Genomic DNA, 14,669 nt, shown 5'->3' with positions numbered 1-14,669 from the left:
CTATCCCCGTCCAAGCGCGGTTGCGATCTTAAGCCGCATGGCGTTGACCGCCGGAATGATCCCGGTGATCAGCCCCAGCGCGATCATCAGCGCGACTCCCTCGAGCGCGATAACGGGCGATAGGGCAAAGGCCGGCGCGACATTGGCAAGGCTCGCGCGCAGTGCCATCGCAATCAACGCCGCAATCGCAAGGCCCGGCAATCCGCCGAGCAGAGCCAGCAATATGGATTCGCCGAGCACCAACCCCAGGATCCGAGGACCGGAAAAGCCAAGTGTCTTGAGCACGCCGATCTCTCGGGTGCGCTCCCGGATCGACAGCGCCATGGTATTGCCGACGATCATCAGGATGGTGACGAAAGCTGCACCAACCACCAGGAGCACGATCAGCGCGATGTTGCCGAACTGCGCCGCGAACGCTTTCCCGAACGCCTTTTCGGTATCGGTCGAGGTCTCGGCGGTGGAATTGGCGAACATGGCGTCGATCGTTTTTGCCACGCGATCATTATTCTCCGGCGACGTGGTCTGCAGGATCATCCAGCCGATCGTGTCCTTGCCGAACGAGCGGGTCTCGTCGAAATAGGCGTACTGGAACAGCAGGAAGTTGGTATCGATGTGATCGGCCTTGCCCTTGACGATGCCGGCGATCGTGAGGTCCCAGGTGTGTCCGCCACTCTTCTGGCTGAAGATGTTGCTCGCGACCGGCACGCGATCGCCGATTTTCCAGCCCCACTTCCGCGCCAGCGATTCGCCAATCAGTGCACTGCCGCGGTCGCGGATGAAGGCCTGAAGCTGGTCGGGGGGAACGTCGAACTCGCTGCGATAGACATCGAAATAAGTCGTCGGCTCGACCGCGAGCGACATCAGGAAATTCTTCGGATCCTGATAGTAGCCGCCGAACCAATTGGCGAAGGTCACCTGCCGCACCCCTTCCACCGCGCGCACACGATTGTAATAGGCGATCGGCAGCGGTTGGGTGAAGTTGATCTTGTTGACCGTGATCATTCGATCGGCGGCGGCGCGATCCTCGCCGGCCGTGAAGGCGCGGTAAAATCCAGCGAGCACGCCGAAGATCATGAAGGCGATCAGGATCGAGACGATCATCAGCACGGCGCGCAATTTGCGGCGGAACAGGTTCTTCCGCACCAGGTCGAAATCGTTCACGCGGCAAGCTCCCGTTCGACGAAACGGCCCTTGTCGAGGTGCAGGATGCGCTTGGCATAGTTTGCCGCCGCGGGATCATGGGTAACCATCACGATGGTCTTTCCCAACTCGCCATTGAGCAGTTGCAGGATCGAAAGAATCTCGTCGGCGGAGTGGCGGTCGAGATCGCCGGTCGGTTCGTCGCACAGCAACAGGTTAGGATCCGAGACGATGGCGCGCGCAATCGCAACGCGCTGCTGCTGGCCACCGGACATCTCGCGCGGACGGTGCTTGACCCGATCGGCCAGCCCGACCACCGACAGCGCCGTCTGAACGCGCGACGCGCGCTCCTTGCTGCGCAATCTGGTAAGCAGTAGCGGCAACTCCACGTTCTGCGCGGCGGTCAGCATCGGCATCAAATTATAGAACTGAAAGATGAAGCCGATATTGGCGGCGCGCCAGGTCGCCAGTTCACCCTCGGAGAGGCCGTCGATGCGACGGTCGGCCACCGCAATCTCGCCCCCGTCGGCGCGATCGATGCCGCCGAGCAGATTGAGCAGCGTCGTCTTGCCGGAACCCGACGGCCCCATCACCGCGATAAAATCGCCGCCAGGGATCGCGAGATCGAGATGATCGAAAATTGAAATCGTTTCCTTTCCTTTGGTGAAGCGCTTGCTTACGCCGGTGAGACGTACCATCGGAGATTCGGTTGTCACTTCTCTCTCCCTGAATGCTACTGCGACGAGTTCGTCGCAGTGGTGTCCGGCGTGGGCGCACCACTTGCCCTTCGGTCACGCAAGAAATTCACTTTTACCGCCATGTCGGGCAGAATCCGTGGGTCCTTTTGCTCGAAGCGGATGCGCACTTTGACGGTGGCTTTTTCGCGGTTCGCCGTCGGCACGATCGCTATAACCGAAGCGGGGATGGTCCAGTCCGGATAGGCGTCGAGCACCGCGTTCACGGGCCCTCCAGGAGCGACTCTGCCGATGAAGGCCTCGTTCACGTCAACTTCGATCTCGATCGAGTCCATGTCGACGATGGTGCAGATGCCGGTTCGGGTGAAACCACCGACCGACATCGGCGAGATCATTTCGCCGGGCTGTGCGCTACGATCGATCACGATACCTCCGAACGGCGCCCGGATTTGATGCTTGTCGAGCACCGAGGCACTGCGCTTGGCGTCGATCTTGGCGGTCTCGAACTGCGACTGTGCCTGGCGCAATTGCGCGGTCAGCACGCCGACCCGTGCCTGCGCCTTGGTCAGATCGGCCTCGGTCGCAAAATTCTTCTGCGACAAGGTCTGCACCCGCGACATGATTCGATTGGCGTCCTGCAGGTCGGCGCTGATCGCGGCGATGGCAGCATCGGCGGTCTCGACGCGCGAGCGCGCCAGCTCATAGTCTTTTTCGGCAAGCACGCTATCCAGCCGCGCGACGATTTGCCCCTCCGTCACCGTCATGCCCTCGTCAATAAAGACCTCGACGACCTTGCCAGTGATCTCCGCCGCAACGGTTGCCTTGCGGCGCGCGACCACATAACCGGATGCAGCCAGGCTGCCGGCATCCCGGTCGTTTGGGGCGGCCTGTTGTTGAGGCAGCGGCGTTGGCTGCTGCGCCGGTGCGGCCGGCTGCGGTGCCGCTTGCTTGGGAACGTCTTCACCGCGGAACAGGTATATGCCAAGGGCCGCAAGGACGACCGTACAGGCGGCAAGGGCCGCCGAGATCGACAACCACCGGCGGCCTGACCGCTCCACCTTGGTTTCGCTGCGATCAATGGTGAGCGATCTCAGCAACTCGCTCTTGTCGTCGGTCATCTTCAATTCCATCCGGGCGCACGCGGCTGGCGCGCCCGCCGCGACCTTACGCCAGGACTCCCGCCGCAGCTGGCCTACATATCCCGACACACAGCCTCGCCCAGGCCCTGTTCGGTGATTCCACACACCCACTTCAATTACTATATCGGGTTGTGCATTTGGCGCCTTATATCCTCTTCATGACCAAGCCCATAGAGCGCGGGCAAGCCCTCCGCGAGAGCTCATCGTTCTGCTGGGATCATCGTGCCGGTTCCCTGAACCGCGACCGTCTGTCGCGCAGCCATGCGACAGCCTCGGGCGCAAGCACCCACATCACGCCCGATCGGTCCTCATTTGTGCCGGCACGTCACAGATAATATGCCTGATCAGCCTCTTGTTGACACAAATGCACCAACCCTAAATCCCTGACCCAGCAAGGAGCACCGGGAAATGAAGGTATTTGTGACAGGGGCGAGTGGATATATCGGCGGCTCGGTCGCCGTGCGTCTGGTCGAGGCCGGGCATGAGGTGAGGGGCCTGGTCCGCGGGCCGGAGAAAGGGGCCGCGGTTAGGCGACTCGGGATTGAACCGGTGCTTGGCAGCCTGGACGATCACGACCTCCTGGCCGATGAGGCCCGCCGCGCCGATGCCGTGGTGAACGCCGCGAGCAGTGACCACCGTGGTGCAGTCGAGGCGCTGGTCGAGGCCCTTGCCGGTTCGAACCGGCCGTTGCTGCACACCTCGGGCTCGAGCATCGTCGGCGATAACGCCGGCGGCGAGCCCTCGGATGCGGTCTTCGATGATGATGCGCCCATTCAACCGACGCCGGACAAGGCCGCCCGGGTCGCCATCGACCGTTTCGTGACCGGATCAGCCGCGCGCGGCGTGTGCTCGACCGTGCTCTGCAACACGTTGATCTACGGCCGCGGCCTCGGGCCGCATCAGGAAAGCATCCAGATCCCCTCGCTGGTTCGGCAGGCGCGCCGTAGCGGCATCCCGCGGCACATCGGGCGCGGCCTGAATGTCTGGTCCACCGTTCACGTTGCCGACGTGGCGGATCTCTATCTGCTTGCGCTTGAGAAGGCGCCGGCCGGCAGCTTCATGTTCGTCGAAAACGGCGAAGCGTCGTTCCGCGACATGGTCACTGCGATCGGCACTGCACTCGGGCTCGGCGAGGCAAAGCCGTGGCCGCTGCAGGACGCGATCGCGGAATGGGGATATGAGCGCGCAACCTATGCCTTGGGCTCAAACAGCCGCGTGCGGGGGCGCCGCGCCCGTGCCTTAGGCTGGATGCCGCATCATGCCTCGGTCCTGGATTGGATCGCGGAGGAGTTGCCAGCAATCGCGGGGGCAAACGAAACCGATAAGGCCTGAGAACGTGCCACGCGTGTTCCGCGAGCCCTTGACCGCGTTCACCGCGATTCTGGCTCGTCGGCGCAGATCCGCCGGCCTCGATAGTCCTTCGATATCCCCTACGAAGCAGGGGCCAATCCCGCTGCTGCCGGATTGGCAGCGGCGGTGACATCCTCTCGTCCCTCGCCGGTTGACCGATTGACGGAAGCTGCACTGTCCAAAGGCGGAAGGCTGATCGTTGCGCGCAGTCCGCGCTGTGCATTGTCGAGGATAATATCGCCACCATGGCGGCGCACGATCGTTCGCGCAATGGAAAGGCCAAGTCCGACACCGCCGGTTTCCCGATTCCTTGAATTCTCGATGCGATAGAAGGGCGCGAAAACTTGCTCTTTGGCGGTCTCAGGAATGCCCGGCCCATCGTCGGCGACCACGATATCGATGCTATCCACCCGTCGCTCGATGCTGACACGAGCTCGCTCACCATAGCGGACCGCGTTTTCGACAAGGTTGCGGCACGCGCGGCGGAGTGAATCCGGTCGGCAGCGATAGCTGATCCTCTGTCCCTCCGAGAAGGAAACATCATAACCAAGCTCGACAAGGTCGTCGCAGAGGCTCTCCACAAGGGCCGCGAGGTCCACTGTTCGAGTGCTCTCGGCAGTTGCCTCTTCGCGGGCGAACGCAAGAGTCGCCTCCGCCATGGTCTGAATCTCTGAAATCGTCGCGAGCATCTTCTCCCGCGCCTCTTGGTCGGGCACGAATTCCGCCCGGAGGCGGAGCGAGGTCAGTGGCGTGCGCAAGTCATGGCCAATGGCAGCCAGCATCCTGGTGCGGTCATCGACGAACCGGTGCAGCCGCGCCTGCATGCGATTGAATGCCTCGGATGTGCGCCGGATGTCGTCAGGGCCGGTTTCCGGCACCGGTGCGATCTCCTGGCCGCGGCCAAGCGCTTCGGCGGCGGTGGCCAGACGGCGCAACGGCCGGGCAATGCCGCGCGCAGCCAAGGCAGCTATGATCGACAGCACTAGCGCAGAGAGGCCAAGTGATACGGTTGATTGAGACGTCCAGAAGCCGTCCTGCGCGGGTTTGGCATAGGCGGTGTTCAGCCATGTGCCATCCGCCAGCCGCACCGCCAGCCCCATGCCCATGGCATCGTCGAGATAGAGAAACTTCGCCGGTCGCGATAGCGGCCAGGCCTCAGGTCGTAGGTCGATCCAGGGGGAGGAGACCGACTTGCTCGTTTCGGCGCCGGCTCGGATGAAGTCCGCTTTCACCTCGATCGGGACGCCCGGGAAAGATACGCGCGGCAAGGGCTGGGCGAGATGCTCCCAAGCCTGTTGCCGTCACGCGGGGGCGTCACTTAGACTCGCTGAGATCCAGTATCTTGCCGAATTGGTATTGCTGGCAGCAAGGATATCCTGCTGAAGCGTCGGTGGCGTTGCCTCCAGGACGCGCGCGAGCGAGGCGCATCGGCTGAGTATTTCGCCTTTCGCAACCTTGCGCATCGCTTGTCCGTGCTCGTCCCAAGAAATGAAGAACACGATCGCCTGGGACAGCAGCAGCGACAGCAGGGTGAAACAAATGAATTGAGCAGCAAGGCTGCGCTTCCACAGGCTCATCATGATTGCAGGACTTCCGCGATCAGACTGTAACCGCCGCCCCAGTGGGTCTTGATCAGGGCGGGCGTCTTCGGATCGGCCTCTATTTTCTTGCGCAGGCGGCTAACCTGGTTGTCGATGCTCCTGTCGAACGGATCGGCATCCCGGCCGACGGTCAGGTCAAGAAGCTGTTGGCGGCTGAGCACGAGGCCGGGATGGTCGAGAAATGCGCGCAGCAGGCGAAACTCGGCCGTACTGAGCGGCACCGCGAGGCGGTCTTGATCGAGCAACTCGCGGCGGCCGGCATCGAGGATCCACCGATCGAAGCGCACCAGCTTTGCCGTCAGGCGGCCTTTTCGGGGCGGCAGGCTGTTTACACGTCGAAGGACCGCCTTGATGCGGGCGAGGAGTTCGCGCGGATTGAATGGTTTGCTCACGTAGTCATCGGCGCCAACTTCCAGACCCACGATCCGGTCGGTCTCCTCCGCCATCGCGGTCAACAGGATGACCGGCAGCTCCGTTGTGCTGCGCAGGTGGCGGCACAATGACAGGCCGTCCTCGCCGGGCATCATCACGTCGAGCACCACGAGGTCGAGCGCGCTGCGTTCCAGCAGGCGACGTAACGCGACGGCATTCTCCGCAAGGCTGATGCGATAGCCGTGCTGCACAAGATATTTGCCGACCAGATCGCGGATATCGCGATGATCATCCACGACGGCAATGTGCGGTACCGAGTCCATCCAGTTGCTCCATTTCGGACCCTAATTGAGTCCGGAAGCCACGCCACCGCAAAAGTGTATCAGAGTGTATCGTCAACTCTGGGCGGGACAATCTGACATAAAATGACTTGCCGGACTCTTGATCGCGCCGCTGCCGTATCGGCAGCTTCGCCTCGATGTCAGGGAACCATCCAGGGCTGATGGCTCGGATCCGGAGCGTACGTGGCGCAAAACACGACAACGTCGGGGTGATCGTCTTTGCTGGACCGCTGTCGTCAGGCGGCCAGAATTGTCGTGAATTATCCGATGCAGCGCTTCTGAGACAGAATGCGACAAATCTCTGCCGATCCAGGCAAAGGTCTGCGACATCCCAGGCCCATCATGCGCGCAGTTAGCAAGATGGGATGCGTCAGATGCGCGATGCGGTGCACGCCGTCGCCCGTGAAAGAGTTCCGGCTGTCTCGGTCGTCCTGCCGTTCACGCGCCGCGGTGCCGATCGGCCGAGTTCGTTCAATATGGTCTCGTTCACCCTGGCAGCCGTACGGGTGAGCTGTCTACTCGTGTTCGCGCTGCGGCGGCTCTCGACCTCGGCCGCAGTCCTCGATCCGACCCATGGTCGAGAACTCACGGTTATCTCGCAGCTTGTTCCGGCGCGCGATCGCTTGCCATTCGAGCAGATAGCGCCACCGGTTGCGCTCTTTCCGGGTCGGATAAGCCGCGTGCACCGCGGGCAAATCTGACCGCTTCTGAAGCGGTGGGACGATAGGGCAAAGCCGCTACGCCGCGTGGCGGGACCTTTAGCGACGATTTCCAATTTTCAAGCAACCTCCGGCTCGGCCAAGCGGTCCTGAACAGGCCTTTGCGATTTCGTTAAATCGTTTCATTGACACGGCATGGGGAGGGGTACATAATTTCGAAACAAGTGCTGAAGAACAATCAAAGGGAAGGGACGTCGACGCTCGGACCGAACGCGTATTTGCCCAAGCAATAGGCCGCAATATAAATAAAGCTATAAAATCAATGGCTTGATTGTCGATCGCGTCGGTTCTCTGACGCGATGAGGCGATCGCCCGAGGCGTGGCATTGCGTGCCTCGCGACGGGCGCTGGCGGAATAATAAATGAAACGATCCATAAACGGGGAGGAGATGGAATGGAAATAACGCGTCGTAACTTGCTGTTGGCCGGCGCCGCGATCGGCGCTTCGAGTGCTGTATCCCGGCCGTCCGCACTGGCCGCCGGAGCGGAGCTCAAGCTCGGCGTCGTCGGTGTGCTTTCGGGGCCGGCTGCGCAGTGGGGGCTCGCCCTAAAGGGCGCAGCAGAGTTCGTCGCCGCGGAGGCCAATCGGGACGGTCTCGTCAAGATCGACGGCGCGCCCTGTCAGGTGAGTGTTGTCGCTATCGACAGCAAATACACCGCCGAGGGTGCCGCCGCGGCTGCAAACACGCTCGCGGGACAGGGCGTAAAATTCATCATCGGTCCGATTGGCTCGCCCGAACTCACCGGGCTAAAGCCGATGGCCAAGCGCAATTCGATGCTGGTGATGGGCAATGGCTACGCCAAGGACGCGCTGGGTCCGCAATGGCCGTTGGTCTTCCATGTGGGGCCCGGCCCATCAGGATGGGCCGATCCGATCATCAAGATCGCCAAACAGAAATTTGGCATCAAGAGCGTTGTGCTCGTCGCTCCGAACGATCAGGGCGGCACGGACATCGCAAGTGTCGATGCGGACGCCTACAAGAAGAACGGTATCGCTGCGACCGAGGAATATTACCAGCGCGGCACCACCAATTTTGCGCCGATCGTGACGCGCATCATGAACGCGAAGCCGGCGGCCGTGGATCTCGCATCCTCTCCACCTGGCGATGCCGGCATCATGGTCAAGCAATTGCGTCAAGCCGGGTTCGAAGGACCAATCGGTCGCCTCGGTGGTCCAGGCTATAGCGAGATCTCCCGCGTCGCTGGCGGCGACGCCGTGCTGAAGGACTTCTACTGGTACGAGCCGGTTCTGGTCGACGAGAAAGTCCACTTGATCGCCGACGAATACAAGAAGCTGTTCGGCACCGAGCGGCCGGAGAACAATTTGTTCTTCCAGTGGGTGTCCGGCGCCCGCATGGTCGTGAAGGCAATCACAAAGGCGGGCACTGTCACCGACACCGAAAAGGTGGCCCAGGCTCTACGTGCATTGCCCGTGAACGATCCAAATATCGGTTCAGGACATTGGATCGGCCAGGATTTCTTCGGCATCAATCAGGAGCTGTCGTTCCCCTTTGGGGTGGGGCTGGTCACGAACGGCCAATTGCAGCCGGTCGTTCCGGTCGAAGCGGCCACAGGCAAGTAGCGGAGCTCCCTGTGGAAGGCATCGTTGCCACCGGCCTCATCGGCGTCAGCTTGGGCGCGCAGTATGCGCTGCTCGCCCTCGGCTTCACCCTGATTTTCGGCATTCTCGGCGTCGTCAATTTCGCCCACGGCGGATTCTACGTGCTCGGAGGCTATCTCGCTTATTCCGCTGTGACCTATCTTGGAGTGCCCTATGCACTGGCGGTGATCGCAGCCGCGCTCGGCACGACAGCGCTCGGCTATCTGTTCGAGCGCTTCGTCCTCGATCGGCTGATCGACGATCACTTGGCGACGCTGATGCTGACGCTCGGGCTCTATTTGATGATGTCGAGCGGCCTTCTGGTGCTTTTTGGACCGCAGTCGCCTGCGTTCAGCTTTCCCCTGAGCGGCGTCCTTCGCGCGCACGGCTTCTACGTTCCGATCGAGAACCTCGTCGTCCTTGTTGTCTGTCTCGTGGGGATCCTCTCGATCTACGCCTTGATTTACCACACCGATTTCGGCCGCGCCTTGCGCGCGCTCGCGGACGACCGCGCGGTCGCCACCGCGCAGGGATTGCGTCCAAAGCTGCTGTTTCCGACGGCATTTGCGCTCGCGACCGGGCTTGCGGGCCTCACCGGCGCGCTGGTCACGCCGATCCTGTCGCTTGCACCGCATGTCGGCGATCCCGTGCTGGCGACATCCTTCCTCATTGTCATCCTTGGTGGTCTGGGAAGCATTGGCGGTGCAACCGTTGCGGCCTTTATCGTCGGCATGGTGGAGGCATTCTCGGCGGTCTATCTCGGAGGTTCGAAAGGCGCCCTCGCATTGTTCGTGCTCGTGCTGATCATGCTGGTGGTCAGGCCGTCCGGTTTGTTCGGTCATCGCGTACGTGGAGCGTGAGCCATGGCAAGCATTGATCTTGGCGCCGCACGCGGCGGATCCATCGCGGAGACGGCAAGCGTGGTTATCATCGCCGCCGCCTTCGTCATCCCCTGGATCAGCCAGAATCCGGCAATCTACTCGCTGGCCAATCAGATCCTGATTGGGGTCACTGCTGCCTTCAGCGTCTACATCATGCTGCGCATGAATCTGATGACGTTTGCGGTGCCCACGTTCATGGCGATCGGAGGCTATACCATGGCGATCCTCGGTCTCCGCCACGGCGTGACTGACGTTCTGCTGCTCGGCATTGCGAGCTTCATGGTGCCGGCGCTGTTCGCGCTGCCGCTGGGCGCGTTGGTGCTCCGCCTCACCGGCGTCTACTTCGTATTGGTCACCTTCGTTCTTACCGAGATCACACAGCTCTTGCTGTTCGAGATGCCGGGCTGGACTGGAGGGGCCAACGGTCTGGTCGGCATGCCGGCCGTGACCTTGTTCGGCATCGAACTCGGCGACAATCGCGCGGTGCTCTTGGTCACGACCGGCCTGGCGCTCGCCGGTGCACTGATCACGGCCGCAGTTACTCGCGGTTTGCGCCAGCATTTCGCGGCGATCGAAGAGAACGAGTTGCTGGCGCAGTCTCTCGGGCTCGTCGTCTGGCACTATAAGGCGTTCGGCTTTGCGGTCGCCGCCGGCGTCTCCGGGCTCGCCGGCTTTGCGCTGGTCAACATGCTGCTCACCGCGCATCCGACCTCGTTCAGCCCACTCTCGTCGGTGAACTACATTGCCTACACGATCATCGGCGGTAAGAGCACCATGCTCGGGCCGCTCGTCGGCGGAGCCTTGCTGATCTGGGCGGGAGACATCTTTGCGCTGCGCGGTGAATTTTCCCAGCTCCTGTTCGGATTCCTCATCGTGGTCGTGGTGCTGGCGGCGCGCGAGGGCATTGTTGGCACCGTGGCTCGGCTTCTCGCGCTCCTGAGTTCGCGCATTCCGCGCCGGTCCACGATCAACCGTGGGGCCGACGCGCTGGGTGCCCCGGCCGCCACGGAGTCGCAACCATGACCAGTGGCAGAGAACAGTTCTCCAGAGAAGTAACGCGGGCCGAGAGCAATTCCGGCGAGGGGCTTGTGATGCCGCCCGGCGACGCACTCGGTGTCGTGGAACGGCGGTTCGATCGCCGCGAATTTGTCATTGGCACAGCGAACTCAGGGGGGATGCGTCTCGAGGTTACTGGCATCTGCAAGCGCTTCGGCGGGCTACACGTCTTCAATGATGTGAGCTTCTCGATCTCGCCGGGAGAGGTGCTTGGCGTGATCGGTCCCAACGGGGCCGGTAAGACCACCTTGATCAACGTGATCTGCGGCATGCTCCCGCCAACCAGCGGCCGCGTCTTGCTCGACGGCCGGGACATGACGGCAAAGCCGCTCCACGTCGTGAGCCGCGCGGGCATCGTGCGCAGCTTTCAGCAGACCAACACGTTCCGTACTGCCACGGTGCGCGAGAATATTTCGCGCGCGGTGCGTTTCAGCAATGGCGGAGAGGGCGTGTGGCAGGCGATCGCGCCGCTGATCGACGAATTCGAGCTTGCCGCGCACCTCGACGAGCAAAGCGACAAGCTGCCTTATGGATTGCAGAAGATGCTCGGCCTCGTGCTTGCCTGTGCGGTGCGGCCGAAAGTGCTCTTGCTGGATGAACCGGCGGCCGGCCTCGAACGGCGGGAGCGCCTTCGCATCGATGCGTTCGTCCGCCACGCCGTGACGGAATTGGGATGCGGCGTTCTGATCGTCGAGCACGACATGGAACTCGTGCGTCGGCTCTGCCCAAAGATCCTGGTGCTCGATTCCGGTCGCGTGCTCGCCGAAGGCTCGCCCGCGGACGTGCTGTCGCGCAAGGACGTCATCGACGCTTATCTCGGGACGATGGATGAGGCAGAGGCATGATGCTCGCGGTGCAAAATCTCGAAGTCCGCTACGGCGGCATCACCGCTCTGCGCGGTGTCTCGATTGAAGTTGCGGAGGGCGAGACGGTCCTATTGGTCGGTGCCAACGGGGCAGGTAAATCGAGCTTGATCAATGCTGTCATCGGGCTGGCTGGCGCTTCGCGCGGCACGGTGCGTTTTGCCGGCCGGGACATCAGCGCGCTCGCGTGCGACGGCAGGGCGCGGGCCGGCATGGGCTATTCTCCAGAGGGCCGCCGCGTCTTTCCGACCATGTCGGTCGCCGACAATGTTCTGAGCGGCGCCTGCGGGCGAGGCAGTGCCGCACAACGCGAAGCCTGGGACTGGCTCTGCGGTCTCTTTCCGATGCTGCAGGAGCGCGCGAGCCAGCCGGCGGGACAGTTGTCCGGCGGTCAGCAGCAGATCGTGGCTCTGGCCCGGGCGATGAGTGCGTTTCCCAAGCTGCTGCTGTTGGATGAGCCTTTCCTCGGGCTTGCGCCGGTGTGGATCGCGCGGATCAGCGAGGCGATCCGCCATATGCAGGCGCGCGGCACCACGATCCTCATGACCGAGCAAATGGCCCGGCCGGCGCTCAAGCTTGCGACGCGCGGCTATGTGATGCGCGGCGGCGAGATCAAGCGAAGCGGTTCGGTGGCCGAAATACGCGACGTCGCGTTGGCCGAGGAGTATCTGTGATGGCTCAAATCAACGCAACTACGCGTCTTGGCGCCTTTGTCGCCGCAGCGGCTGAGACCAAACTCTCATCCGAAATTGCTGTGAAGGCTGCGATCTGCCTGCTCGATTCGCTTGGGCTTGCGCTGGCGTCGCGTGACGAGCCGACGGCCACGGCGGCGCGGGCGATGGCGACGGATGTCGCGCCTGGCCCGCGAACTGCGCGGATCTGGGCCAGCGGCAAACATGTGCCACTGTCCGAAGCGGTGCTTGCCAATGGCATTGGCGTGCATGCGCATTTCCAGGACGACACCGACCACGATTCGTGGACCCATCCGGGATCATTGATCTCACCGGTGGCAGTCTGCTTGGGTGAAGCGCGCGATGCGCCGCTGCGCGTTGTCCTCGACGCGCTCACGGCCGGCTATGCCACGTTGAAATGGCTCGGCGCCGGCGAGACCGTCGCCAGCGGTCTGATCGGGCGAGGCGTGCGCACCAGTCCGACCTTTGGCACCATAGCCGCGGCCGCTGCCGGTGCCGCCGCGCTTGGTCTCGATCCATCGAAAGCCACGAGCGCGGTCGCCATCGCGGCCTCCACCACAGGCGGCACGCTGGAGCCGGTGCGCTGCGGGTCCGACGAATGGCGCGTGCAGAATGGGCGCGCCGCCCACGGCGGGTTCGTTGCCGCTGAGCTCGCCGCGCGCGGCGTGCAAGGTGCGCCGGACGCGCTGGAAGGGCCGAAGGGTTTTCTACGCTCGCTTGCCGGCCTCGACCGCACGCCCGAGGCTTGGCTGAAAGATCCGGATCCCGCGACGATGATCGGCGTCATGGCTAAGCCGTTCGCCACCCTCGGCGACAACATGTCTGCAGTGATCGCGGCCAACCTGCTCAACGGCGACGGCATCGACCTTGCGCGCGCCAGGCGGATCACGGTGACGATCTGGCGTCCTTACACGGAATATCCCGGGACATCCTTCAAGGGACCATTCACAAGCATCGTCCAGACACAGGCCAGCACCGCCTTCGCGGTTGCCGCCATGCTACGCTACGGCCGGCTCGATTACGAGATGGGCGCCGAGCACCAGCGGGATCCAGATATCCTGGCACTGGTTGAGAAGACGACGGTGCTGCCCGACGATATGGGCACGCATCTTGATGCAACCGTCGAGATCGAGATGAATGATGGCGGTCGCTACCGCCGCACCGCGCGCGAAGCCCCTAGGACGTTGGTCTTGCAGGACGAGGCGCGCGCTACCGAAGTGTTCGAGGCCCGGATGACGCGATCGGGATTCCCATCCGGCGCCGCAAGCCGGCTGGCTGCGGAGGTCTTCGCCTCCGCACGCAACGACGGAACGATGCCGATCCGGGTGCTGCTCGATCGTATCACCTCGCCTCAGGGAGAAAACAGATGAAACTTGGATTGGAAGGCAAGACGGCCATCGTCACCGGCGGCAGCAAGGGCATCGGTCTCGAGACGTGCCGGCTGCTAGCCGAAGAGGGCGTCAAGGTGCTTATCTGCGCACGGCGCGAAGATGCGCTCACTGAGGCGCGCGCCGACATCGAGAAGACCACGGGCAAGAAGATCGAGACCTTGTCGCTCGACGTGACTGATCTGAAGCAGATAGAACAACTGCCGATGGTTGCCCGCGACCGTCTCGGGCGCATTGACATCCTCGTCAACAATGCCGGCACCGGCACCTACAAGCCGTTCCTCGAGGTCACCGACGAGGAATTGCAGTACGGCATGGCGATCAACTTCTTCGCCCAGTTCCGCATTTGCCAACGCATCATTCCCGTCATGATCCAGCAGAAGGGCGGCAGCATCGTCAATGTCTCGGGCGAGACCGGCATCATGGTGACGATGCCGCCTTTCCTGTCGTCCTGTACCGGGCCGGCCAAGTCGGCCGAGATCCGTTTCTCCAAGATCCTCGCCAACGAATTCGGGCCGCACAACATCCGCATCAACTGCGTGGTTCCCGGCTTCGTCAATACGCCGGAGCGCTTCGCGAAGTGGGAACGTGAGCTCGCCAAACGCAATCTGAGCGCCGAGGAAGCCGAGGCTGAACGGCGGCGCTGGTCCGAGAACAATGCGATGCGCAACACGCGCTGGGGTACGCCGCAGGAACTAGCCAATCTGATTGTGTTCGCGTTGTCGGATCGCGCGAGCTTTGTCAATGGCGCGGTGCTCGTGGCCGATAATGCGATGGATAAGTCCTAAAGGCCGGCCGGAAATCTTGGTGGAATGATGACGATGATGAAACGG

General features: G+C 62.6%; 15 protein-coding genes. 9 read left to right on the top strand and 6 right to left on the bottom strand.

What is annotated here, in order from left to right; genetic code table 11:
* From J6497_RS07435 to J6497_RS07425, 3 genes are read right to left on the bottom strand one after another with little or no spacing between them, the layout of a single operon-like run.
* Positions 1-1,161, bottom strand: coding sequence for an ABC transporter permease (locus tag J6497_RS07435; RefSeq protein ID WP_225703607.1), 1,161 nt, complete (start codon positions 1,159-1,161; stop codon positions 1-3).
* Complete coding sequence (locus tag J6497_RS07430) at positions 1,158-1,838, bottom strand: ABC transporter ATP-binding protein (protein ID WP_225703751.1); 681 nt, start codon at positions 1,836-1,838, stop codon at positions 1,158-1,160. Before J6497_RS07430 ends, J6497_RS07435 begins: the two co-directional genes overlap by 4 nt.
* 35 nt (positions 1,839-1,873) lie before the next feature.
* Positions 1,874-2,953, bottom strand: a complete 1,080-nt coding sequence (locus J6497_RS07425; RefSeq protein WP_225703606.1) for an efflux RND transporter periplasmic adaptor subunit — start codon at positions 2,951-2,953, stop codon at positions 1,874-1,876.
* 429 nt (positions 2,954-3,382) lie between these two features.
* Between J6497_RS07425 and J6497_RS07420 the strand changes: the two genes are divergently transcribed.
* Positions 3,383-4,306: an NAD-dependent epimerase/dehydratase family protein gene (locus J6497_RS07420; protein WP_225703605.1), complete on the top strand. Its 924-nt coding sequence runs from the start codon at positions 3,383-3,385 to the stop codon at positions 4,304-4,306.
* Between the two features lie 98 nt (positions 4,307-4,404).
* On the opposite strand, the gene J6497_RS07415 is transcribed toward J6497_RS07420, so the two are convergent.
* From J6497_RS07415 to J6497_RS07410, 3 genes are read right to left on the bottom strand one after another with little or no spacing between them, the layout of a single operon-like run.
* Entirely contained in the window at positions 4,405-5,592 is a 1,188-nt protein-coding gene (locus tag J6497_RS07415) for an ATP-binding protein (RefSeq protein ID WP_312010245.1), read from the bottom strand.
* Positions 5,593-5,625: 33 nt separating this feature from the next.
* Positions 5,626-5,904 (bottom strand): hypothetical protein, encoded by a 279-nt coding sequence (locus J6497_RS41510; protein WP_312010244.1) that lies wholly within the window; start codon positions 5,902-5,904, stop codon positions 5,626-5,628.
* Entirely contained in the window at positions 5,901-6,620 is a 720-nt protein-coding gene (locus J6497_RS07410; RefSeq protein WP_225703604.1) for a response regulator, read from the bottom strand. Before J6497_RS07410 ends, J6497_RS41510 begins: the two co-directional genes overlap by 4 nt.
* 392 nt (positions 6,621-7,012) lie before the next feature.
* On the opposite strand from J6497_RS07410, the gene J6497_RS07405 reads away from it, so the two are divergent.
* The 8 genes from J6497_RS07405 (at position 7,013) to J6497_RS07370 (ending at position 14,624) form a co-directional block, all read left to right on the top strand.
* On the top strand, positions 7,013-7,339 hold the full coding sequence (locus tag J6497_RS07405; RefSeq protein WP_225703603.1) for a hypothetical protein: 327 nt from the start codon (positions 7,013-7,015) through the stop codon (positions 7,337-7,339).
* Between the two features lie 411 nt (positions 7,340-7,750).
* The gene (locus J6497_RS07400) at positions 7,751-8,938 is read left to right on the top strand and encodes an ABC transporter substrate-binding protein (RefSeq protein ID WP_225703602.1); all 1,188 of its coding nucleotides are present in this window, start codon (positions 7,751-7,753) and stop codon (positions 8,936-8,938) included.
* 11 nt (positions 8,939-8,949) lie between these two features.
* Positions 8,950-9,816: a branched-chain amino acid ABC transporter permease gene (locus tag J6497_RS07395; RefSeq protein ID WP_225703601.1), complete on the top strand. Its 867-nt coding sequence runs from the start codon at positions 8,950-8,952 to the stop codon at positions 9,814-9,816.
* Between the two features lie 3 nt (positions 9,817-9,819).
* Positions 9,820-10,860, top strand: coding sequence for a branched-chain amino acid ABC transporter permease (locus J6497_RS07390; RefSeq protein ID WP_225703600.1), 1,041 nt, complete (start codon positions 9,820-9,822; stop codon positions 10,858-10,860).
* On the top strand, positions 10,857-11,738 hold the full coding sequence (locus J6497_RS07385) for an ABC transporter ATP-binding protein (protein WP_225703599.1): 882 nt from the start codon (positions 10,857-10,859) through the stop codon (positions 11,736-11,738). Before J6497_RS07390 ends, J6497_RS07385 begins: the two co-directional genes overlap by 4 nt.
* A complete protein-coding gene (locus J6497_RS07380; protein WP_225703598.1) occupies positions 11,735-12,430 on the top strand; it encodes an ABC transporter ATP-binding protein in 696 nt (231 codons plus the stop codon). The genes J6497_RS07385 and J6497_RS07380 overlap by 4 nt, the downstream gene beginning before the upstream one ends.
* A complete protein-coding gene (locus J6497_RS07375; RefSeq protein ID WP_225703597.1) occupies positions 12,430-13,818 on the top strand; it encodes an MmgE/PrpD family protein in 1,389 nt (462 codons plus the stop codon). The genes J6497_RS07380 and J6497_RS07375 overlap by 1 nt, the downstream gene beginning before the upstream one ends.
* Complete coding sequence (locus J6497_RS07370) at positions 13,815-14,624, top strand: SDR family NAD(P)-dependent oxidoreductase (protein WP_225703596.1); 810 nt, start codon at positions 13,815-13,817, stop codon at positions 14,622-14,624. Before J6497_RS07375 ends, J6497_RS07370 begins: the two co-directional genes overlap by 4 nt.
* The last annotated feature ends 45 nt before the right edge of the window (positions 14,625-14,669 follow it).

It is taken from the genome of Bradyrhizobium cenepequi, assembly GCF_020329485.1.
GTDB lineage: Bacteria > Pseudomonadota > Alphaproteobacteria > Rhizobiales > Xanthobacteraceae > Bradyrhizobium > Bradyrhizobium cenepequi.
Note: the sequence above shows the minus strand (reverse complement) of the source record. Positions and strands in the feature narration are given on the sequence as shown.